Source organism: Streptomyces sp. ITFR-6, from assembly GCF_031844725.1.
Lineage (GTDB): Bacteria > Actinomycetota > Actinomycetes > Streptomycetales > Streptomycetaceae > Streptomyces.
Genome location: NZ_CP134612.1, coordinates 2,997,223 through 3,020,141 on the forward strand (window position 1 = coordinate 2,997,223; position 22,919 = coordinate 3,020,141).

Sequence of the window (22,919 nt, forward strand, 5' to 3'; positions counted from 1 at the left end):
CACTCCCCTAGTCTTTTCTTCTATACGGCGCCCCGCAACTACCTCGCTCCGCACACGATCTACCCAGGCCCGGTCCACCCCGGTTATTGGCGCTGAGGTTACAAGCAGCACCCTCTAGGCAAACATTGTCAGGCGCAAGATTCCCACCTCTTGACGACGGAACATTCTTGTGGTCTAGATGCATGTTGGAGGGATTCCTTGTTTCCATGCCACATCTCCAGCACTGGAAATCTCCATCAGTGGCATCGAGGAGATCTTGGCGGACACCAGCCTGACCAACCCTGGTTCCGCCACCGGGGGTACTGTTGGCTATCTGCTTGGCCGACGATGTCTCCCCGTCCCGAAGAACAAAGAGTGGCAGCTGACAGGACCCGTCCGGCCCGGGGCTGGCGTTGTGGACCAGCACCGGCGTGGCCCCGGCGAGCACATAGTACGTGTGGACATCGGCAACAGTGAGGTTGCGGACCGTCGCCGCAGCTTCCGTCCAGCGCTTGACCCCGTCGATCTTCACCAGAGCGCCGGCACTCGTGCGGAGCCGCTCCCCCACCTTCAGGTCGGTTGCACCCACCCAGGCGTTCAGCTCAGGCACCCAGAAGGGGTGTCCATCCGTTGCGGTGACGGAAGCGGTCAGGTTGCCCTTGTCACCGTCGGTGTCGATGGTGACCTTGACGAGGTGCTTGAGGCCTCGGCCCTTGATTTCGGCCGTGACTTCTCGGGTTTTGGTTATTCCTGTTTCAGGGTCTGTCGCTAGGACCTCGTCACCAATCTTTACCTTTTCGATCGGTTTTGAGGTTCCGTCGGCCATCAGCACTCTGGTGCCCGGAGTGAAGCTGTTGCAACTTCCCAGCGATTTTGCCTGTTTTGAATTCTTGAACCACGACTTGGCTTCGCGGAACAGCTTGCTGCCGAGATTACCGATGCGCTTAATGAGCGCGGCACCCTTTTTCCACTTCCAGAACGGGGCGTATTTCTTGACCAGCTTGCCGAGGATGCCGCCGACCGCACTGGAGATGATGTTGACGGCGGTCGCGCCGCAGGCACCCAGCGCGCCCGTGGTGAAACAGTCCAGGGCGTCGGTGATGCCGAGTTCGTCGGCCGCGATCTGGGCCAGTTCCTTGGCCGCAGAAATTGTGCGCTGTTTGGCGACATCAGCGGATGTCTGGGCCTTGCGGGCCTTGTACCGCGCCGGCGTCTCCTTCGGAGCGTGAACGCCGTAGAAGGTGTAGTACTGCTGAGTGGGCTTGACGTTCCAGCCCGTTTTGGTCAGGTTGCAGGTGACCCCGGTCATGATGCAGTCGTCCGGTTTCATGCCACCGGGGTCGGAGAACGTGACCGGGTTGTTGAGGCTGTAGGCGTAGCCGTTGATCTGCTGCGGGTCGGTGTAGTCAATGATCGGGTCGGCCGAGATGAACCGGCCCGTCGAGCTGTCGTACTCACGTGCCCCGAGTGTCGTGAGGCCCGTCAGTTGTTGGACCGTGCCGCCTACGAAGCCCTTGTCGTCGACCCAGTCCGTCGAGGACCGTTCACGTTCCGTGCCGAAGGCGTCCATGCGGCGGCGCTGGGTGACACCGGTGGCCGCGTTCACGGCGAGTTGGGCAGTGCCGTGGTGATCGGAGGCCAGGAAGGTGACGCCCCCGTTGTCCCGGACCGCGACTGTCTCGCCACCCAGGCTGTAGTAGCGGGACCCGGTCACCGCACCGGTGGACTTCTTAAGGTGCAGTTCCATACCGGGCAGGTAGAACGTCGTCTCGTCCGCGGTCTTGCTCAGCAGTCGGCTGCCGGCTGCGTCATAGACGTAGTCGGTGGTGGCGCCGCCGGCGCTGGTGACCTTGGTCAGCTCACCCTGCTTGTCCCAGTTCAGCTTCTGGGTGTCGCCGTTGAGTACTCGCTGCTCGGTGTTGCCGGTGCTGTCGTAGGAGTAGGTATTGGACAGCTTGACCGCGGGCGTGGTCGAAGTCGCCGTGCTGTCCACCACCTCGGTGGTCAGCTGGTGCGGGCCCTCACCGTTCTCCCCGTAGACGTACGACTTCGTCGAGGTCGCCGAGCCGTTCACCCCGTAGTCGGTCTGCGACGTCCGGTTGCCCAGCGTGTCGAATCCGTACGTGGACCTGTACGGAGCGGGTCCGCCCACATTCGCCGTCGACGGCGCGGAGGCGCAGGCGGCCTCACTCGAACCGGTACCCACCGCATTGTTCGGAGTGACGTTCGACGTCCAGGCATCCGTCATCTGCCGCAGGCCGTCGTACCGGAAGCACTGCACATCCCGGGTGCCGCCGTCCGGAACGTCCGCGACGGACCGGACGTTGCCGCCGGCGTCGTAGGTGTAGCGGGCGTCGTACGCCACCGCTGTGGCGCCTTCCACATCGACACGGGCGTTGATGAGGCGTGAGGTGCCCTGTTCGTAGGCATAGGACAGCCACGTCTTCTTGGCGCCCGGCTCACCCGTGGTCAGTTCCAGTTGCTCGACCTGGTTGGTCGGCGAGTACCCCACGTTGGAGACGTAGCTCAAGCCACCGAGCGAGGTGTTCAGCGCGACCGGGCGCTGAAGGCCGTCGTACTGGTAGGACAGGGCCTCCGCCGGAAGGCCACCCCCGGCCGGGGTGTTCTCTCCGGCGACCGTGCCGTCCCTGTTGTACTGCGTAGTGAACTCGTAGGTACCGCCCAGCTCGGGCTCGGCCGCCTTCGACAGGTAGTACTTGGTGGACGTCGGTTCGAGGTCGTCGTCCAGTGCCGGATACGTCACCGACGAGAGGACGGCACCGTCCTTGTACGTGTAGGTGCCGTACAGCTCTCCCTTGGCCACCGCGTCGTACTTGGAGACGGACAGCTTGGTACCGGTGCCTGCCGCGCCCTGCCACGTCTCTGTGACCCGGCCGATCTTGTCGTAGACCGTCGTCGTGGTGTTGGAGCGGGCATCCGTGGTCGAGGTCAACCGGTCCAGGTCGTCGTACTCATAGGTCGAGGAACCGGTGTCGGGGTCCGTCGACGTGTGTTTGCGACCACGCTGGTCATACGTGTACGACCAGATGTTGCCCTTGTTGTCGGTGACCTTGGACAGCTGTCCGGCCGGGGCGTAGGCGTACTTGGTGGCGACGTAGTCGTTCGCGGTACCGGGCAGGAGCGGTTTGTCACCCTTGTACTGACGCAGCTCGACCGTGCGGTCCTGGGCGTCGGTGATGGTCGTCGTGGGCGTCTGGCCGTTCGGGGGGTCAATGTGGACCCGGTCGCCGCCGTAGGTATAGGTCGTACGGTTCTTCTCGATGCCCGCGACATTCAGAACCGAGGCCTCGGTGCGGCCGGCTCCGTCGAACACGGTCACGGTCTGCGCGTCGATGTCATCGTTGCGGGGGACGAACAACGCGGACGCCGGCGGGCCGGAGGCGTAATAGGTGTCGTTGGTCTTCACCACGCGGCCGGAACCGTCGTAATAGGTGTCGGCAACCAGACGGCCGCCGCCTTGGCCCTCGGTCTGAACCTGGCGGGGCCTGAGCAAGCCGTCGTACAGCGTGTACTCGTGGCCGTAGGACGCGCCGTCCTTCTCGATTCTCTGGGTGTGAACGTAGTTCGGTCCGGTCGTCCGGATGCCGTAGGCGTACTTGATGGTGGGGCTGAAGTCCGCCTTGGACCGGTCGGGCATCCAGACCGAGACGACACGTCCGAGACCGTCGTATGCCAGGTCGGTACGCTTGCCGTTCATGTCGATCTGCGCCGAGAGCGTGCCCCACTCGGGCGCGTACTCCGTGACCGTGGACCAACCGAGTGGGTTCGTCTCGGTCTTGGACACCGCGAGGCCGTACGCGTTCTCCGTGTAGGACGTTGTCGTGGACGTCTTCGCAGCGTCCGCGACCACCAGCGGACGGCCGTAGGCGTCGAAGGTGGCAGTGGACACGTCCTGGTACGTGCCGGTGGTTCCGTTGTGCGAGGCCAGACGCTTCACCAGCGTCGGCTCACCCTTGGTCGGCGCCGCTCCGCGTGTCGTTGAGCCGTCGTAGAAGGTCAGTTCGTCGGACGTGACGACCTTGGACCGGTCGGGGTCTGTCGTGCCACAGTCGACAGACAAGGTCTCCACCCGCGAGACATAGCTGTAGAGGTGCTTGGCCGCGTTGTCGGCGTACTCGGTACGGGTGCACTGGTTGTCGGCGACATCCACCTCACCGTAGTCCGCGACCTGAACCGCCCGGCCCTTGCCGTCGTACGACGTGGTGGAGGCGGTCTGCCGCCAGGCCCCGCCGTCCAACGCCTCATACGTGTCGGAACGGCCCTCCCTCACGAATCGGGCGTATGAGGTACCCCAGTCCTTGGCACGGGTCGCTGTGACCTTCGTCCAGGGTGTATTGATCGATTTGGAGACCACCTTGTCCCCGTTGTAGGTCGTCGTCTCCAGTTCCGTGCCGGACTTCCAGTCGGAGTCCTCGTACGAGGTCCCGTTGGTCGCGGTCAGGCTGACCGAACGGGTACCGCCGTCGGGGTCGGCGTCACCGTGCAAGCCCCGGAAGAAGACATGCTCCGTCTTCGTGTTCGAGGTCTTGAGGCTGCCGTCCGAGGTCTCGACCCGGACCTTTCCGTACCCGCGCCAGTCGCTCCACGTCAGGTTGTCGGTCTTGGTCAGGCCGTCGGGCTTGGCCTTTCGCCAGCCCGCGTCACCGATGTACATGTATGTGGTGATCTGATCCGGGCTCTCGGCCACCCGGTCCTCTTCGATCACCGACGTGACGACGTACTTGTTGAACCAGTCCGTGATGGGGTCCGTGACGCCCGGCGGATCCCACTTCACCGGATAGCAACGCGTCGTTGATTTGCCCGGTTTGGGCAGTGTGGCCGATGTGCACTGCGATGGCGCGTAGTTGGCTGTCAGCACACTGCCGGACTCGCTCTCCACCCCGGTCAGGCGGAAGCGATTAAAGGCCTGGATGTTGTCATTGGGGACATCGACGCGGTTGGCGAGCTGGATACCGCCCAGCCGGACCGACGGAACCGATTTGTCGGTCCCTACGAGGCCACTGTGGTCGATGGTCTTGAGCCAGAGAGACTTGGATCCGTCGCCGTTGTCCACGTAGGAGTGGTCGAGCTTCCACCTGTCGACATCTTCGTACGTGCTCTCACCGTCGCGGATCTGGGTGGTGACTTGAGTGAGCTGCTTACGGGTCCAGAACGTAGGAGAGTTCTGACCGGGGCACTTCGTGCCGGCCGCGCAGTTGCGGTCCCACGGCACATCGGGCCAGTCCCCGGCCGTGGCGTCCTTCAGCGCTTCAGGCGCACAGTCGGTGAGGTCCCCGACACAGCGTTCGGCGGTGGTGAACACCACCCGTCCGGCGGCCTTGGTCGAGTAGGTCTTTCCCTCGCGCTGCCCGTAGTCGATGCGCTTGAGGTAGCCACCACGGATGTAGGGCTTACCGTTCTCCGTGGTTTTCAGACCTTGCGTGTAGTAGTTCGTCTCCGTGCCGTAGAAGTACGACATGGTGTTCCCATGCGGATCCACGACGTAGTCGAGGTTCCAGCGCCAAGCCTGGTTGCAGTAGGCGTCAGCGAAAGTCGCCTTGTAACAGGGCTCGCCGACGTCATCGCCGTAGACCGGCACGGTCCAGGCGGAATTGGTTGTCTCCTTGCCGGATGTGAATCCGGGGAGCTGATTGCGGCCGAAGAAGTACTGGGCACCGTCTGCGGAGGTGACCTTCCAGTACTCTCCGTCGTTGTCGCCGTTCGTGGTACCGGTGACCTTCTCGACCTTGGAGAAGTCGTCGGAACCCACATGCCATTCGCCTGTGGTGTCGTCCTTGATCAACTCACCCGAGGTGCCTCCGGCCAGGGAGATCGTGGCGTTGTCGAAGCCCCAGCACTGGTCGCCGTTGGCGTCGTCATGCCCGTCGTCGGCACACGGCTTGTAGCGGCGTTCGATGAACCCGGGTTCGTAGCTGAAACCCTCACCGATCCACGAACCCTGGTTGTTCGTGGCGGCGGTCTGCCCGTCCACGGACTGCGAGCTGTACGAAAGGGAGACTTCCGGAGCCAGGCCGCCCGGCACCGGAGGTGCACTCATCGGGTAGGACCAGTTGAAGGCACCGGAGGAGTTGGAAACAGTCCACTGGGAGGACGCCTGGAGCGAGGTGGCACCGAAGTCACCCTGGTCACCCGCGGCCTGGGCCGTTGCGGCCAGCACTGTCCCCGGTGCGGCGGCCGGAGGGGCCGCCGGCGTCCCAGCCGCTGTCGAAGCCGGTGGAGATGCCGGAGCGGCAGAGACCTTCGCGCGCAACGTTGTGCTGTCCGTGTCGTTGGTGGTGGCCAGTGGTGTCGCCGTAAGGCACTCCGGCCGGTCGGGCGTGGTGAGCACGCACTCCGGATAGGTCACCAGGCGGAGCCGGGAGCCGTAGCTTCCTCCGTACGCCTCGGCGAAATCGCCGTAATCGACGGAAATCTCGACCGGTCCGCTCTTCGCGGTGCCATCGGTTCGCGCGACCGTCATGAGCGGCCCGTCGACGCCGGCCGCCGCCGCCTTGCTACGGTCCAGGACCGAGAGCCGTACGGAGCGGGGGCTCGTGGCTCCGGTCGCCGCGGCCTTCAGAGGAAGGCCGTCGGTCTGGGCACCCTTGGACCCCTTGGCGCCCACGACCACTTCGTCGGTCGTCGCCTTGGGCCAGCGCGTCACCGCAGCATTGGTGACCTTGGCCTCAGCGGCCTCGTCGACCATTTTCTGCTTTCGGACGATGCCGTTTCGGCCGCTGACCGGGTCGTCCAGATTCGTCTGAATACCGGGCCGCGTCAGACCGTCCTGCGCGGTCGCCTGTGGTGCGTACTGGGGCAACAGGCCAAGAGAGAGCCCAATTGTCGCCGCAAGTATCGTTATGCGCACCGAGCGTGACGACACTCGGAAACGTGGTCTTCGGAAGGGGGATGCTCGCATGAGAACTCCGTCAGGAGATGGGGTCGGTGCTCTGAGAACGGGAGACGGTCGGGACCGGACGCCTGTGTTCCGGTCCCGACCGCGGCAGTCGGATCAGGACAGAGTCGCCTCGACGCTCGTGTCATCGGCGAGGACCATGACGGTCGCGACGAGGCTGGCATCGAGCGCGCCCTGGAACAGGCGCACCTCGTCGACGGCTCCGGACAGGAAGGAGCCTGACGTGGCACCGGTGAGCTTGCGCCCCACCTGCATCGAGGTGGTCGTGAAGTCCCAGGTGTTGTCCCAGGGCGCTCGTGCGCTCTCGACCCCGTTGACGTACAGCACCACGTCACCGAAGACCGCTGAGTAGACGAGAGCGAGGTGGTCGCCCTTGGCCCCGGTGCTGGGGAGGAAGCCCGTCGCTTTCACGGTCGTGGTGACGGGCGCGGCCGAGTCGGCATCCGTGATGGTGAGAACCCAGCGGCTGTCGGCAGCGGAATAGCCCACCGTGACCGCGCTGCCCCGGACTCCGGAGAGGGCCAGGACCGTCTGGTCCTTCGTGGGTGACACGGAGGAGAGCCGGGCGCGAGCGGTGAGTGCGAAACTGTCCTGCTTGGAAAGCAGCCCAGCCGCCCGGGTCGCGTATGCGTCCGTGCCGTTCAGCAGCAGATGGCCGTCGCCCCACATGGGCTCCTCGGGAGCGGACTCCACGCATTCGGGGTCCGCCTCCGGGTCACAGCCCGGTGCCGGAGCGTAGATGGACGCGCCTCCGCCAAGCGTGAGGCCCGTTCCGCCGTACGCCTCAGGGGCGATGCCCGACGGTGCGGTGTCGACGTCCCAGTAGCCGAGCTGCTGGGCGACGATGCCACCCAGCTCCGCGCTCTCGGGGCCGGTCACCACCCTGTCGTAGACCTGGACATCGGCAATTCCGCCCTTGAGGTGGGCGGTGTATCCGTCCAGAGCCAGCCGGCGTCCGATCTGGAGGGCACCCGCCGCGTTCCACGGAGTCGTCCGCTTCACAGTCGTGGAGATCGCCGTGCCGTCCACGTAGAGCCGCATCACACGCGTGACACAGTCATAGGATCCGACAAGGTGAGTCCAGGCGCCCGGCACCACTTTGCCCCCGGTGACCTGCCAATTTCCCATGGACTCCGTGTCGTTGAACGGTGTGCGGAAGACCCAGCTGCGGGTGTCGCCGTCGTAGCCCAGGTCAAAGCCCGGCAGACCTGTGCCGTCCTGGCTGATCACGGTCTCGTCGCGGTTCGGCACCTCGGGCAGATTGACCCATGCACTCACGGAGAACCCGGCATTGGTATTGACAATGTGCCGGCCGGCATCCAGGTAGGCGCCCTCTGTGCCGTCCAGTGCCGCGTAGGTATCGGACGCTCCGAGCGGGCCGGGCGCGGCTCCGAAGCTGGCACCCGGGCCAGGGGTGGCATTGGGCGAGGGGTGGCATTGGGCGAGGTACCCGTGCCGGACGCCGATGTCGATCCTTTGACGTCACCGAGGGACCAGCCACCGACTGGAGGTCGCCCGTCCGAAACTAGAAACGTGTACCCCATGGAGGTCTTCTGCGCGTTGCCTGCGGCGTCGACCGCCTTGGCCTCCAGGTTCCAGGGCTGCTTCGACGTTGGCATGAACTTCACGGTCATGGGCCCGCCGGGTGTGGACGTCGCCACCGTGACCCAGTCACCGCCCTTGAACCGGTACTTGTACTGCGCCACGTCGACGGAAGGGGAGTCCAGGGTGAAACTTCCGTAATCGCCGACGCCCGCGTGCCAGGCGCCATCGTCCGGGTACTGCACGGAGGTGATCACGGGTGCGCTGGGCGCGGAGGCGTCATAGATGAACTCGCACCGGGTGGCGGCTCCGGTCGAACTCCATGGGCCCCAGGCCGTGCCGTCGGACCCCTGCACATCCCAGCCGATCGTCACGTTGGAGGGGAGGCTGAACCCGGCGTCCGAATCGGTACTGAGGTCGGAGCCAACCGTGTATTTGAACGAAGCCGATCCCGTCTGCCCGGTTCCGGTAGTCGTGTGGGAGGCGGTGGTTGCGTAGTGGTCGACCTGCTTCGTACCGTTCATCCAGAAGACGTGGAACCTGACCTTGAGGCTCTCGTACTTCCCCGCGATGTCGTTGTGGTCGTAGTCCTTGATCGTGGCATTGAGCACGGGGGCCGAGGACGCATAGTGACCATCGGCGTCTCCGTACTCGCACTTGCCGCCGGGCGACATGGTGAGGTCGCTCATGGACGGCGCCAAAGGTGGCCGGTTGCAGGTGACTTCGAGCTGGGCGTTGCCACAAAACCTCTTCCAGTTCGAGTATGCGCCCTCGTCTCCGGCACGCATCCGGAAGGTCGTGGTGTCCCAACCCTTGTCGGCCGCCTGCTGGACGGTGGATTTGACGTCGAAGCGCACGTTCTGATTGTTCGACGTACACGAACCAGCCGGATTTGTCGGAGACTTACTACCGAGGTCCGCCTTCAACGAAGGCTGGTTACCCCAGTTGGTGCCCGAATTGATCCCGCTCGCACCGGTGGAATTGACCCGTCCGAGCTGCACGCTCTTGGCGGAGGTGCTGTAGGTGTGGACCATCGTCACCGCGAACTCGGCCTTGGTGATGTCCTTGCCCTCGAAGGCAGCGGTCGGGACAGCGAAGAACTGTCGCTTGACGTCGTTGGAACTTGCACACCGGGCCGACACGTCGGCGGGGCACCGACCCACGCCCTCGTCACCGCCGAACTTCCAGAACTCCGCCGACGAGTAGTAGGACGACACCATGGTCCAGCCACTCCTGCTGGCAGTCTTCACCACCGGGTCGATGTAGACCGGGTAGACCGTGTCATCCCCCGTCAGCAACGAGTTGTCGGGGGTCAGGGTCAATGTGTCATCGCTGACCTGCACGTCCACATCGGCGACCCGAGCACCGTCGGGTGGGGTCACGGAAGTGCCGTCGTCAGCGGGTCCTTCGGCAGTCGGCGAAGGGGTTCCGGGCTCGTCTCCCTCGCCCTGCCGGCTGTCCCACATCAACGGCGCCGGCGCTTCGAATACGGTCCCGCCGGCCGTATCCGTCGCGGTCAGACCGCCGTCCTCGGACTCCTGAACGTCGACAGAGGTCGCGCTGACGGGCAATTCCAGCTGCGAGAGGTCGGGATCGTCGGCAGCCTCTGCGTCCTTGACGACGATCAGGTGCGAGAAGCCTTCGGCGCTTGCGGTCACTTGCAGGTCGACGCCCGGCATCACGTCCGCGTAGGTGGCAGTCGATCCCTCTACACGGGGCTCCGGGAGCTTGTCGGGCCAGTCCAGCGACAGCGCACGGCCGTCCTTCTGAATAGTGCCGAACGTCGTGATCCCGCCTCCGGAGAAGGACATGGCCGTCACTGCCGCCTTCGGCATGTACGACCCGTCCTTCTGGCGGACGAGGGTTGTGTCGATATCCGTCCACTCCCCGTTCTTGAGGGCCCGTACTGGCTGCACGGACGCTGTGGTGGTGAACGTGCCGTCCGGATTGGCCACCGTCGAGTCGCGTTCGTCGCGCAGGCTCAATACCTCAACGGGAGTGCCGGTCTCCGCGGCAGCTTCCTGAGCCGCTTCCGTCCCGGCAGCGGCGCTGGCCTGGACGGGGGCTGCGGCAGCCGTCGTGAGCCCGCCCGGCAGGGACGGAATGCCGAGCCCCACGGCCAGGAGGGCCGTGAGCGTCACGGCAACGAGGGGCCCACGGCCTTGCCGGCGCACGTCGATCGCATGTCTCTTCACGTTGGCCGTCTGCTCTCTCATGTTCACGTGGCTCTGCTCTCGTTGACGTTCCACGCCGGTCACCCGACGGTCGCGAAGGCAGTGCCGATGTCCGAGAGACCTCCGACGCCGGGCTGGAAGGTCTTGGTCCCCACGCTCGTCGTTCCGTCGATGTCGGTCCACGGCATCGTGTACAGAACACCCTTGGAGGTCGCTGGGTCCTTGCTGTACGGGACACCGACGTAGAGAAGGTTGGTGCCGGAGCGCAGCGCGATGCCGGTGAAGTCACGTGCGTTCGGTGTGCCGGGCAGTACCCCCGAGCCACGCTTGATGATCTTGTCCGAGCTCCCGGCATCGCTGTCGAGCGGCTGGAAGATGTGGACGACACCGGCATCCGCGACTCCGTCGACGTCCCGGCCGGGAATGCCTACGGCCAGGCGCGTGGTGGACGTCGTGGTGACCACTTCTGTGTTGGTGTTGGTGATGGCCACCCGCTGCCCGAAGGCATCGCCCGCCTCCGGGTCGCCCTCAACGTTCGCGACTGCGGGGTCCAACGCCTTTACCTGGGTGAACTTGCCCGACGGTTCGATGCGCACCACCACGGCACAACCCGCGGCCTGAACAGACCCGATCGCTTCCCCCGGTGCACCGATGGCGAGCAGGGAATCAGAGTTGTAGGTTTCGCCGGAGGGACGGTAATTGGTCATCGACAGCGCGGTGCCGAACCGGTCTCCGGCTTCGGCGACACCGGCCAGCCCTTCACCCTCGCCCGCCTGATCGAGTCCGACCAGGGGGGGTCGGCAGTCCGTCGGCCAGTGTGTGGTTGAAGACGGCCACGCCACCGGCGGCCACCGCATCGTCCTCTGTGGTCTCGCCCGGCTCACCGACGGCAAAGTACCGGTTGGTGGCTGCCAGGGCGGCGCCGAACTGGTCGTCGGCTTCGGCTATACCAGGCACCCCCGGGCTGTCCTGCGTGATCAAACTCCTGGTGTCACCCTGCATATAGCTGACGGCACCGGCATTGGCCTTGTCGACGCCATCCACCAGGACGCCCTCGCCGGGGGCCCCGACCATGAGGAACGGCTTCCCCGAGGCAGCGGTGCCGGCCTGCAGGACATAGCCGAACAGGTCCCCTGCCTCGTTGGTCCCGGACCCGAAGGACGCCTGACCGTAGAGAAGGGTGGCCGGGCCGGCGCCGGGGCCCGAAGGCGAACCATAGATGATGTGAAGAATGCCCGCGTCCTTGATGGCGGTGCCATCGGTCCACGTGTCTTCGTTCGGCGTGCCGACCGCGAGGTCAGTGCAACCATCGCCGTTGAAGCCGGCCCAGGCGATGGCGGATCCGAACCGGTCACCGCGCTCGAGAATCACCGCCCCCATCCCGGGCGTCGCTTGCGAGATCTCAGCAACGCCCGCGTTACCCGCGTAGATCACCCGGACCAGGCCGGCTTCCTGGACTCCGTTCACAGTCGCCTGAGGGTCTGTGACGACGTTGTCGACCAGCCCGTCGCCGTTGTAGTCCGAGCCGACGCCGGCACAGGTCGCAGCGGCGGCAGGCGCAGCACCAGCAACCGGTACGCCGGCCGCCACCACCAGCAATCCAGCCATAGCGGCGATTCCGGACATGCCAAATTTCAGTCTCACGACCCCACCCCTTGAGAGAACCCTGCGCGCCCGCACCCCCCGATGCCTGTTCGTTCGACAGCGCACAGCAGATCGAATGCAATAACGCACTTCCCTCACTTGTCAATGACATGCCCGATAGGTTCATCAAAGGGCCAGTTGACAGTAAGTCTGCTGTGAAAAGTGACATCGCATCTCTCAGCATGGAAAGTCAGACAATGGGCGGTCAGCCCCTTTGGTAACCCATCCTTGGTTACACATTGTTGACTCATCTTGTCTGCGCCGGCGACTCCCGGAGGTCTGGAATTCGCCAGAGAAAACATGGGAGTGGGGCTCAATGGCCGACCCTCGCTGTTGCCCGGCTATTCGCTCGGAACTAGCTTCATGCTGAGCGAAGTTGAAAGAAAAGTTCCCTGAGCGGGACGCACTTCGTGCCACTGCGGCCGCTTCGGGACTGAGCCCCCTCCGTCGTATTTCCGCCGCCCGGGCGACGGTTTCGGGTCCAGCGGCCTCGCTCTGGCGAGATACAGGTTCGACACGCTGAGTGACTCAAGGTCGATGCACAGGGCACGTGTCTGGCGACGACGGAGCGATGCGTGCCTGACGACTGCCTGGCCTGGGCTCACGACGACGTACCGGCGAGACCCACCGCATCGCTCAACCCCATCAGCTCGATCAGTAGCCGCAGTTCGGGCGACGTCCCGCGCAGCCGCAGCCGTCTGCCGCCCGATCTGCGGGCGACCAGCGACAGCCGGGCAATCGCCTCCACGGCGGCGAGGTCCGGTCGGACGACGGCGGCCACGTCGCAGTACACCGAGGTCACTTCCCTGTCGGCCGTGGCCAACAGCGCCTCCAGCTCCGCGCAGAGCCCGGGGACGGCGGACCGGGTGACGCGTCCGGAGACGGTGAGAACGATCGGGGTCATGGCATCCACATCCGGAAGACCGGTCCGGCGGCCGAAACTCATCGGCCCGCCGCTCACCGCCTGTCGCCGGACCGCCGCACTCCCACGACCGGCCGCTCGGGGGACCCAGGTGCCCCCAGCAGCTCGTACGCCTCTCCGGCCACCTCTGCGACGGCTGCTCCACCGCATCACGGGGGTGGTTGAGAGCCGATCGACAGACGACGAAGAGACGCCAACTTCGAACACCTTTGTGCCTGCTGTGAACCACTCCGATCAGACCACCCCCCTCTACGGGTGAAACTGCCGGCGCCGATGCACGCATCGGCGCCGGCTGCTCAGTGGCCCCTTCGGGGTCACCTGATTCTCCAGGGGGAGAGTTGCGCAGACACGTCAGAAGAGCGTGTGTCTCGACCGTCGCCACGGCGGCCGCCGTGGCCCTCGCGGCCGGGTTGACGACCCCGGCCATGGCACGCGACAGCAGCCCGTCCCAGTCGGCGGACAGCCCGCCCGCCGCCCGGCACCAGTTGACTCTCATCACCGGCGACCGCGTCTCGGTGGACGCCAAGGGCCGGATCGTGAGCTTCCGCCCGGCGGCGGGACGCGAGCACATACCCGTGCAGCGTCAGATAGTCGACGGGCACACCCTGCTCGTCCCCGTCGACGCACACCGTCTGATCGCTTCCGGAAAGCTGGACCGCCGGCTGTTCGACGTCACGGAGCTGAACCGGGCGGAGAACCGCAGGGCGCAGAAGTCGGGTCTGAAGCTGATCGTCGCCTACCGGGGGCACCGGGGCCACGGCCGCGAAGGCCGGAATCCGGGACGCGGGCGCGACCCGGGTCGGGCCCGTGCTGAAATCGCTGAACGCCCAGTCCGTAGCCACCCCGCGGGAGGACGCGGCGGCCGTCTGGCGGGCGCTCACCGCCAGGCCCTCGAACAGCGCCCAGCGTACGACGGCCGCCGGAATCGACCGGGTGTGGCTGGACGGCGTGCGCCGGGCGAGCCTCGACAAGAGCGTCCCGCAGATCGGCGCCCCGACCGCCTGGAAGGCGGGCTACACGGGGAAGGGTGTCAAGATCGCCGTCCTGGACACCGGAGCGGACGCCACCCACCCGGACCTCAAGGGCCAGATCCTCACGTCCAAGAACTTCTCCGGGACGCCCGACACCCTGGACCACTTCGGCCACGGCACCCACGTCTCGTCGATCGCGGCCGGTACGGGCGCGAAGTCGGGCGGGAAGTTCAAGGGGGTGGCCCTCGACGCCAAGCTCCTTGAGGCCAAGGTGCTCGACGACGACGGCTTCGGTGACGACTCCGGCATCCTGGCCGGTATGGACTGGGCGGTCGCGCAGGGCGCCGACATCGTCAACCTGAGCCTGGGAGGCACCGACACCCCGGGCATCGACCCGCTGGAGGCGGCGGTCAACAAGCTCTCCGCCTCCAGCGGTGTGCTCTTCGCCATCGCGGCGGGCAACGAGGGCGACCAGGCGGGCACGGTCGGCTCCCCCGGCAGCGCGGACGCCGCGCTGACCGTGGGCGCGGTGGACGACCACGACCTGCTGGCGGATTTCTCCAGCCGCGGGCCCCGGGTCGGCGACAGCGCGATCAAGCCCGATGTCACCGCACCCGGCGTGGACATCACGGCGGCGGCCTCACCGGGCTCCGTGATCGACAAGGAGGCCGGCCAGAACCCGCCCGGGTATCTGACGATCTCCGGTACGTCGATGGCGACCCCGCACGTGGCGGGCGCCGCGGCGCTTCTCAAGCAACAGCACCCCGCGTGGAAGAACACCGAGCTCAAGGGCGCGCTCACCGCGTCCACGAAGCCGGGGAAGTACACCCCCTTCGAGCAGGGCTCGGGCCGGATCGCGGTCGACCGGGCGATCACGCAGTCCGTCGTCGCCGACCCGGTCTCGGTGAGCTTCGGCCTCCAGCAGTGGCCGCACACCGATGACGCGCCGGTCACCAAGCGGGTGTCGTACCGCAACCTCGGTACGACCGATGTGACGCTCGCGCTCACCGTCCAGGGCACCGGCCCGACGGGCAAGCCGGCCCCGGCCGGCTTCTTCACCCTCGGCGCCACCGACGTGACCGTCCCGGCGGGCGGCACCGCCCGGGTGCCGCTGACCGTGAACACCAAGCTCGGCGGCACGGCCGTCGGCTCCTACTCCGCGTCCCTCGTCGCGACCGGCGGCGGGCAGACCGTCCGCACCAGCGCGGCCGTGGAGCGCGAGCGTGAGTCGTACGACCTCACGCTCAAGACCATCGGGCGCGACGGCAAGCCGGCCGCCTTCACCACGGGCGACGTCTACGGCACCGGCGGCGCCTCGTCCGGCCTGTGGGAGTCGCCCGAGTCGGTCGACGGCACGGCGAAGCTCCGTGTCCCCAAGGGCGGGTACGTGCTGAACTCGGCCGTGTTCGTCGACCCGGAGGACTACGACAAGGGCGTCGACTGGCTCACCCGGCCGTACCTGAAGGTCACCAAGAACACCAAGGTGACCTTCGACGCGCGACTGACCAAGCCGGTCGACATCACCGTTCCGGCCGCCGGTGCGAAGCCCCTGCTCGCCACGCCCGACCTACAGTTCGAGACCAAGGACGAAGCGTACGGCTACGGCTGGCTGCTCGACTCGTACAAGCAGCTGCGCACCGCACACATCGGTCCCGAGGTGACCGCCATCCAGCTCTCGCAGCACTGGAGTGGCAGTTGGGCCAAGGGTGGCGCGACACGGTACGACATCTCGGTCGGCGGCCCGGTGCGCCGGGCGGCGACCGGCTACCACCGCGCGTTCAGCAGCGGTCAGCTGGCCAGGTTCACGATCCGCGCCGGTTCCTCCGTCAAGGGCAAGACCGGCGACATCTCCGCGTCGGGCACTGTGCCCGGCCAGTTCGGCGGCTGGGCGGCCATCACCACTCAGAAGCTCCCGTCCACCACCACCGCCTATGTGTCCACCGCCGACAAGGTGAACTGGAGCTTCGACTTCGAGCAGAGCGGCGCCCCCGACGAGGACGGCTTCCCGCGGTCCGACGCCTGGTTCTCGCTCGGTGCCCCGCAGACCGTCAAGGCGGGCAGGACGTACGCGAGGACCGTGAACACCGCGGTGTTCGGCCCGTACGTCAACGCCGACTTCGGGATCTTCCGTGAGCGCGACGGCCTGGTGGCGTCGTTGCCGCTGACCGCCGACGGGCACCGGAACGTCGGCGGCTCCGCCTACCGCTCGGTGAAGACCGCGCTGTACCGCAACGGCAAGGTGCTCGTCAGGAACGACGACCCGCTGACCGGCGAGAACACCATCACCGTGCCGGCCGCGGCGGCCGACTACCGGCTGACCACGTCGGTCCGGCGCGGCACCGACGTCGCTTCCGTCTCCACCCGGATCGACGCGAGCTGGACCTTCCGGTCCGGCCGGACACAGGATTTCGTCGCACTGCCGGTGTCCATGGTCCGCTTCACGCCCGAGGTGGCAATCGACAGCACGGCCAAGGCCGGGAAGTCCGTCTCCGTGCCGGTGACGGTGCAGGGCGCGGCCGCCGGGAAGAACCTCAAGTCGCTCGCGGTGTACGTCAGTTACGACGCCGGGAAGACCTGGAAGAAGACGGCGGTCCAGAAGGGCAAGATCTCCGTGAAGAACCCGGCCAAGAAGAAGTCCCTCTCCTTCAAGGCCAATGTGACGGACAAGAAAGGCAACAAGTCGTCCGTGGCGATCTATGACGCCTACTTCGGCAAGTATGCCGGTGACCGGCTCGAAGCAGTCGGCGCCGACCGCGTGACAGCGGCCCGCCGGGACGGTGAGACACCGTCCCGGCGGGCCGTTCGTGTGAGCGGGCGCGGTTACGCGATGCGCTCCCGGACCACCGGGGTGGCGGTGAACGGGGTGCCGGAGGGGGCGATGTCGTACGCCTCCGGGAGTGCCTTCAGCGCGTAGTCGAACTTCTCCGGGGTGTCCGTGTGCAGCGTCAGCAGCGGCTGGCCGGCCGTCACGGTGTCGCCGGGCTTGGCGTGGAGCTCGACGCCCGCGCCCGCCTGGACCGGGTCCTCCTTGCGGGCGCGGCCCGCGCCGAGGCGCCAGGCGGCGACGCCGATGTCGTAGGCGTCGAGGCGGGTGAGGACGCCGGAGGCGGGGGCCGTGACGATGTGCTGTTCGCGGGCGACCGGGAGGGTGGCGTCGGGGTCGCCGCCCTGGGCGGAGATCATCCGGCGCCAGACGTCCATCGCGGAGCCGTTCGCGAGGGCCTTCTCCGGGTCGGCGTCCTTGAGCCCGGCCGCGTCCAGCATCTCGCGGGCGAGGGCCAGGGTGAGGTCGACGACGTCCCTGGGGCCGCCGCCGGCCAGCACCTCGACCGACTCGCGGACCTCCAGGGCGTTGCCCGCGGTCACGCCGAGCGGGGTGGCCATGTCGGTGAGGAGGGCGACCGTGCGCACACCGCTGTCGGTACCCAGGGCGACCATGGTCGAGGCGAGTTCGCGGGCGTCCTCGATGGTCTTCATGAAGGCGCCGGAGCCGACCTTGACGTCCAGGACGAGTGCGCCGGTGCCCTCCGCGATCTTCTTCGACATGATCGAGCTGGCGATGAGCGGGATCGCCTCGACGGTGCCGGTGACGTCGCGGAGCGCGTACAGCTTCTTGTCGGCGGGGGCGAGACCGTCGCCCGCCGCGCAGATGACGGCGCCGGTGGTGTCGAGGACGTCCAGCATCTCGGCGTTGGTGAGGTGGGCGCGCCAGCCGGGGATGGACTCCAGCTTGTCGAGGGTGCCGCCGGTGTGGCCGAGGCCCCGGCCGCTGAGTTGCGGCACGGCGGCGCCGCAGGCGGCGACCAGCGGGGCGAGCGGCAGGGTGATCTTGTCACCGACGCCGCCGGTGGAGTGCTTGTCGGTGGTGGGGCGGGAGAGCGCGGAGAAGTCCATCCGCTCGCCGGAGGCGATCATCGCGGCGGTCCAGCGGGCGATCTCCGTACGGTTCATGCCGTTCAGCAGGATCGCCATGGCCAGCGCGGACATCTGCTCGTCGGCGACCTCGCCGCGGGTGTACGCGTCGATGACCCAGTCGATCTGCTCGGGGGTCAGCTCGCCTCGGTCCCGCTTGGTGCGGATGACGGAGATGGCGTCCATGGTCTGGAGTCCTTCCGGCCGGTACGTACGTGCGCGATGGGTACGCATGAGTCCCGTTGACTCTACGCGCATAGAGGGAAGAAGAGCCGCCGGGTGGGCCCGTGTGCGGGCCCACCCGGCGGGGTGCTACCCGAGGTGCGAGGGTCCGAACGCCTGCGGGAGCATCTCGTCGAGGGTGCGGAATCCGTCCGGGGTCTCCAGGACGAGTTCCGGTCCGCCGAACTCGTGCAGCAGCTGCCTGCACCGGCCGCACGGGACCAGGATCTCGCCCGACCCGTCCACGCAGGTGAAGTGGGTCAGCCGGCCGCCACCGGTGGCGTGCAGCTGGGAGACCAGTCCGCATTCGGCGCAGAGGCTGATGCCGTACGAGGCGTTCTCGACGTTGCAGCCGACGATCACGCGGCCGTCGTCCACCCGGGCGGCGACGCCGACCGGGTAGCCCGAGTAGGGCGCGTACGCCCGGGACATGGCCTTCCGGGCGGCACTCCGCAGGGCGTCCCAGTCGGCCTCTGCCACGGCGGTGGCGCCCGCTCCGGCGGTGGGCGTCACTTGCCCTGGCCCTTGCGGTAGCGCATACCGTCCGCCTTCGGCATCCGCAGCCGCTGCGCGGAGAGCGAGAGGACGAGCAGCGTGACGACGTACGGGGTCGCGCTCACGAACTCGGTGGGCACGGTGTCCGTGGCGAGGTACCAGACCAGGATGGCGGCGGCGACGACCGCGCTGACGGCACCCTGTACGAAGCTCTTGCGGTAGAGCTTCCAGGCCGCGATACCGGCCAGCGCGACCACGAGCAGCAGGAGCAGCGCGTGGACGGACTCGCCGCCGTTGCGCAGCTGGAGCGCGTCGGCGAAGCCGAACAGGCCCGCACCCATGGCGAGTCCGCCGGGCCGCCAGTTGCCGAAGATCATCGCGGCGAGACCGATGTAGCCCCGGCCGCCGGTCTGTCCCTCGTTGTAGATGTGCGAGGTGACCAGGGAGAGGAAGGCGCCGCCCAGTCCGGCCATGCCGCCGGAGACGATCACCGCGATGTACTTGTACGTGTACACGTTGACGCCGAGCGACTCGGCGGCCACCGGGTTCTCGCCGCAGGAGCGCAGCCGCAGGCCGAAGGCGGTCTTCCACAGAACGAAGAACGTCACGGCGAAGAGGACCACGGCGACGATCGTCAGCAGCGACACGTTGGTGACGATTCCGCCGAGGACTCCGGCCAGGTCGGAGACGAAGAACCAGTGGTGCTTCTCGACGCTGTGCAGCCAGTCGGAGAGGCCCGGGACCGTCACCGAGGTGATGTCGTCGGCCGGTGGGGACTGCTTGGGCGAGCCGCCCTTGGCCGCCGCCTCGCCCGAGTTGAACCAGAGCTTGGCGAAGTAGGTGGTGAAGCCGAGGGCCAGGATGTTGATCGCGATGCCGGAGATGATGTGGTCGACGCCGAAGGTGACGGTCGCCACCGCGTGCAGCAGGCCGCCGAGCATTCCGCCGACGACACCGGCGAGCACGCCGAGCCAGGGGTTGGTCTGCCAGCCTGCCCAGGCACCGAAGAAGGTGCCCAGGATCATCATGCCTTCGAGGCCGATGTTGACCACGCCGGCCCGCTCGGACCAGAGGCCGCCGAGACCGGCGAGGCCGATCGGCACGGCCATCGCGAGGGCCGCGCTGATCTGCCCGGCCGAGGTGACGTCCTGCGCGCCGGTGATGGCGCGCACGGCCGACAGCGCGAGCAGCACGCCCGCGATGATCAGGAGGACGACGGGGAAGGAGAGGCGGGTGCGGCCGCCCTTGCCGCCGGAGACCTTGCGGGCCGCGGGGGGCGGGGTGGAAGTCGCCGTGACGGTCACGCCGACACCTCCTGCTGGTCGGAGTTACGGGCGGCCTGTGCGGCGAGTTCCGCGCCGACCTTGCTCTGCTGTCGCTTGAGTCCGTAGCGGCGGACGACTTCGTAGGCGATGACGACGCACAGGACGATGACGCCCTGGATCACGCCGACGATCTCCTTGTCGTACCCCTCGAACTCCAGCTTTCCGGTGCCGCGTTCCAGGAAGCCCCAGAGCAGCGCGCCGAGCGCGATGCCGACGGGGTGGTTGCGGCCGAGGAGGGCGATGGCGATACCGGTGAAGCCGATGCCGACGGGGAAGTCGCCGCTGAACTCGTGGCTGTCGTTGAGCAGTGTCGGCATGCCGATCAGACCGGCGACGGCGCCCGAGATGAGCATCGAGGTGACGACCATCTTCTTGACGTTCACACCGCTGGCCTCGGCGGCGGAGCCGGACTGGCCCACCGTGCGCAGGTCGAAGCCGAACCGGGTGCGCGAGAGCGTGAACCAGTAGGCGACGCCCGCGACGACCGCGACCACGATGAAGCCCCAGACGGGCGTCGGGGTGGTCGGGAACTCGAAGAAGTACGAGGACTCCGGGAGCGGCTTGGTGGAGATCTTGGTGCCGGCCTCGTCGAGGTGTCCGAGGCGGTTCTGCTGGAGCAGGTAGCCGATGACGGCGGTCGCGATGGAGTTCAGCATGATCGTCGAGACGACCTCGCTTACGCCCCGGGTGACCTTCAGGAGGCCCGCGATACCGGCCCACATCGCGCCGACGATCATCGCGGTGAGGATGATCAGCGGGATCTGGAGGGCGCCCGGCAGGGTCAGCGCGCCGCCGACCGCCGCTGCGAAGAAGGCGGCCAGGCGGTACTGGCCGTCGACGCCGATGTTGAAGAGGTTCATCCGGAAGCCGACGGCGACCGCGAGACCGGCGAGGTAGTAGGTCGTCGCCTTGTTCAGGATGTAGACCTGGCTGTCCGACTTCAGCCCGTAGTCGAACATGATGCCGAAGGCGCTGAACGGCTCCTTGCCGGTGGCGGCGAGCACGAGTGCCGTCACCAGGAAGGCGACCACGATCGCGAGTACGGGGGCCGCGATCCCCAGGAGCAGCCGCTCCTTGTCGATCTTCTTCATCGGTCCTCTCCCCCGTCCCGGGGGTCGGTGTCGTCCGTGCCGGGGGCGGCGGACGCGCCGTCGCTCCTGGGCTCGGCTTCGGCGGGCTCGGCTTCGGCGGGCGTTTCGAGGTGGCCGGCGGCCGCGCCCGTCATCGCGGAGCCGAGCTCCTCCGGGGTGACGGTCGCCGGGTCCGCGTCCGCGACGAGGGCGCCGCGGTACATGACGCGCAGGGTGTCGGAGAGCCCGATCAGCTCGTCCAGATCGGCGGAGATCAGCAGCACCGCGAGCCCCTCGCGGCGCGCCTCCCGGATCTGGTCCCAGATCTGGGCCTGGGCGCCGACGTCCACGCCCCGGGTGGGGTGCGCGGCGATCAGGAGCTTGGGCGCGTGGCTCATCTCGCGGCCGACGATCAGCTTCTGCTGGTTGCCGCCGGAGAGCGAGGCCGCGGTGACCTCGATGCCGGGGGTGCGCACGTCGTACTCGCGCACGATCCGCTCGGTGTCGGCGCGGGCTGCCTTGAGGTCGAGGAAGGCGCCCTTGCTGTTGGGGCGTTCGGTGACGTGGCCGAGGATGCGGTTCTCCCAGAGGGGGGCCTCCAGCAGCAGTCCGTGCCGGTGGCGGTCCTCGGGGATGACGGCCATCCCGTCCTCGCGGCGCTTGCGCGTCGGCGTACGGGAGATGTCCGCGCCGTCCAGCGAGAGGGAGCCCGCGTCGAGGGTGCGCATGCCCATGATGGCGTCGACCAGTTCGGACTGGCCGTTGCCCTCCACACCGGCGATGCCGAGCACCTCGCCCTTGTGGATGGTGAAGGTGATGCCGTCGAGCACGGCACGCACCACCCCGTCCGGGTCGGTGGCGGTCAGCCGCAGCCCGTCGACGTCCAGCATCGGCGTCTCGGTGACGGTCGACTCGCGGGTCTCCGGCGACGGCAGCTCGCTGCCGACCATCAGCTCGGCCAGCTGCTTGGTCGTGGTGTGCTCCGGGTCGGCGGTGCCCACGGTCGTCCCGCGCCGGATGACGGTGATCTCGTCGGCCACCGACAGCACCTCGCCCAGCTTGTGCGAGATGAAGATGACGGTGAGGCCCTCCGCCTTGAGCTCGCGCAGGTTGTCGAAGAGCGCCTCGACCTCCTGCGGTACGAGGACGGCGGTGGGCTCGTCGAGGATCAGGGTGCGGGCGCCCCGGTAGAGGACCTTGAGGATCTCCACGCGCTGACGGTCGGCGACCCCGAGGTCCTCGACCATGGCGTCGGGCCGGATGCCGAGACCGTACGAGTCGGAGATCTGCTTGATCTTGGCGCGGGCCCGGTCCCCGATGCCGTACAGCTTCTCGGAGCCGAGTACGACGTTCTCCAGGACGGTGAGGTAGTCGGCCAGCATGAAGTGCTGGTGCACCATGCCGATGCCCCGGTCGATGGCGTCGCCCGGATTGGAGAACGTGGCCTGTTCGCCGTCCACCGCGATGGTGCCCTCGTCCGGCTTCTGCATGCCGTAGAGGATCTTCATGAGCGTGGACTTGCCGGCGCCGTTCTCACCGACGAGGGCGTGGACGGTGCCGCGGCGCACGGTGATGTCGATGTCGTGGTTGGCCACGACCCCGGGGAACCGCTTGGTGATGCCGCGGAGCTCCACGGCATGAGGACTGCTGGACGCGTTGATGGCGCACTCTCCTTGACAGGAGCGGAGGGCGGAGGCGGTGGGTGCCGATTGCGGGGGCGGAAAAAGGTACCGCGCCCGAGCGGGCG

At 67.3% G+C, this 22,919-nt stretch carries 11 protein-coding genes and 1 pseudogene; 1 reads left to right on the forward strand and 11 read right to left on the reverse strand.

Annotation, left to right across the window (positions count from 1 at the left end):
• Positions 1-7 precede the first annotated feature (7 nt).
• From RLT59_RS13340 to RLT59_RS13365, 6 genes are all read right to left on the reverse strand, one after another.
• On the reverse strand, positions 8-6,799 hold the full coding sequence (locus RLT59_RS13340) for a polymorphic toxin-type HINT domain-containing protein (protein ID WP_311303611.1): 6,792 nt from the start codon (positions 6,797-6,799) through the stop codon (positions 8-10).
• A gap of 192 nt (positions 6,800-6,991) precedes the next feature.
• Entirely contained in the window at positions 6,992-8,173 is a 1,182-nt protein-coding gene (locus RLT59_RS13345) for a laminin G domain-containing protein (RefSeq protein WP_311303612.1), read from the reverse strand.
• Positions 8,170-10,653 carry a DNRLRE domain-containing protein gene (locus tag RLT59_RS13350; RefSeq protein ID WP_311303613.1) on the reverse strand — a complete coding sequence of 828 codons (2,484 nt, stop codon included), beginning with the start codon at positions 10,651-10,653 and terminating at the stop codon, positions 8,170-8,172. The genes RLT59_RS13345 and RLT59_RS13350 overlap by 4 nt, the downstream gene beginning before the upstream one ends.
• Positions 10,654-10,691: 38 nt before the next feature.
• Positions 10,692-11,453, reverse strand: coding sequence for a hypothetical protein (locus RLT59_RS13355; protein WP_311303614.1), 762 nt, complete (start codon positions 11,451-11,453; stop codon positions 10,692-10,694).
• Complete coding sequence (locus RLT59_RS13360) at positions 11,371-12,255, reverse strand: FG-GAP repeat protein (protein WP_311303615.1); 885 nt, start codon at positions 12,253-12,255, stop codon at positions 11,371-11,373. Before RLT59_RS13360 ends, RLT59_RS13355 begins: the two co-directional genes overlap by 83 nt.
• A gap of 601 nt (positions 12,256-12,856) precedes the next feature.
• A complete protein-coding gene (locus RLT59_RS13365) occupies positions 12,857-13,159 on the reverse strand; it encodes an STAS domain-containing protein (RefSeq protein WP_311303616.1) in 303 nt (100 codons plus the stop codon).
• A 356-nt stretch (positions 13,160-13,515) separates the two neighbouring features.
• Here RLT59_RS13365 and RLT59_RS13370 point away from each other — a divergent pair.
• Positions 13,516-16,864 (forward strand): annotated as a pseudogene (locus RLT59_RS13370) (S8 family peptidase); the annotation flags it as partial.
• Positions 16,865-16,968: 104 nt separating this feature from the next.
• Here the strand turns inward: RLT59_RS13370 and RLT59_RS13375 are convergent.
• From RLT59_RS13375 to RLT59_RS13395, 5 genes are all read right to left on the reverse strand, one after another.
• Positions 16,969-18,246 (reverse strand): thymidine phosphorylase, encoded by a 1,278-nt coding sequence (locus tag RLT59_RS13375; protein ID WP_311303617.1) that lies wholly within the window; start codon positions 18,244-18,246, stop codon positions 16,969-16,971.
• A gap of 126 nt (positions 18,247-18,372) precedes the next feature.
• Positions 18,373-18,795, reverse strand: coding sequence for a cytidine deaminase (locus RLT59_RS13380; RefSeq protein WP_311303618.1), 423 nt, complete (start codon positions 18,793-18,795; stop codon positions 18,373-18,375).
• Positions 18,792-20,081, reverse strand: coding sequence for an ABC transporter permease (locus RLT59_RS13385; RefSeq protein WP_311303619.1), 1,290 nt, complete (start codon positions 20,079-20,081; stop codon positions 18,792-18,794). The genes RLT59_RS13380 and RLT59_RS13385 overlap by 4 nt, the downstream gene beginning before the upstream one ends.
• Positions 20,078-21,193 (reverse strand): ABC transporter permease, encoded by a 1,116-nt coding sequence (locus RLT59_RS13390; RefSeq protein ID WP_024488543.1) that lies wholly within the window; start codon positions 21,191-21,193, stop codon positions 20,078-20,080. Before RLT59_RS13390 ends, RLT59_RS13385 begins: the two co-directional genes overlap by 4 nt.
• Positions 21,190-22,806: an ABC transporter ATP-binding protein gene (locus RLT59_RS13395; protein WP_311303620.1), complete on the reverse strand. Its 1,617-nt coding sequence runs from the start codon at positions 22,804-22,806 to the stop codon at positions 21,190-21,192. The genes RLT59_RS13390 and RLT59_RS13395 overlap by 4 nt, the downstream gene beginning before the upstream one ends.
• Positions 22,807-22,919 lie beyond the last annotated feature (113 nt).

Coding starts and splice junctions, on each gene's coding strand:
- RLT59_RS13375 (WP_311303617.1), bottom strand. CDS start 18,246: ATGGACGCCATCTCCGTCATCCGCACCAAGCGGGACCGAGGCGAGCTG.
- RLT59_RS13365 (WP_311303616.1), bottom strand. CDS start 13,159: ATGACCCCGATCGTTCTCACCGTCTCCGGACGCGTCACCCGGTCCGCC.
- RLT59_RS13390 (WP_024488543.1), bottom strand. CDS start 21,193: ATGAAGAAGATCGACAAGGAGCGGCTGCTCCTGGGGATCGCGGCCCCC.
- RLT59_RS13350 (WP_311303613.1), bottom strand. CDS start 10,653: ATGAGAGAGCAGACGGCCAACGTGAAGAGACATGCGATCGACGTGCGC.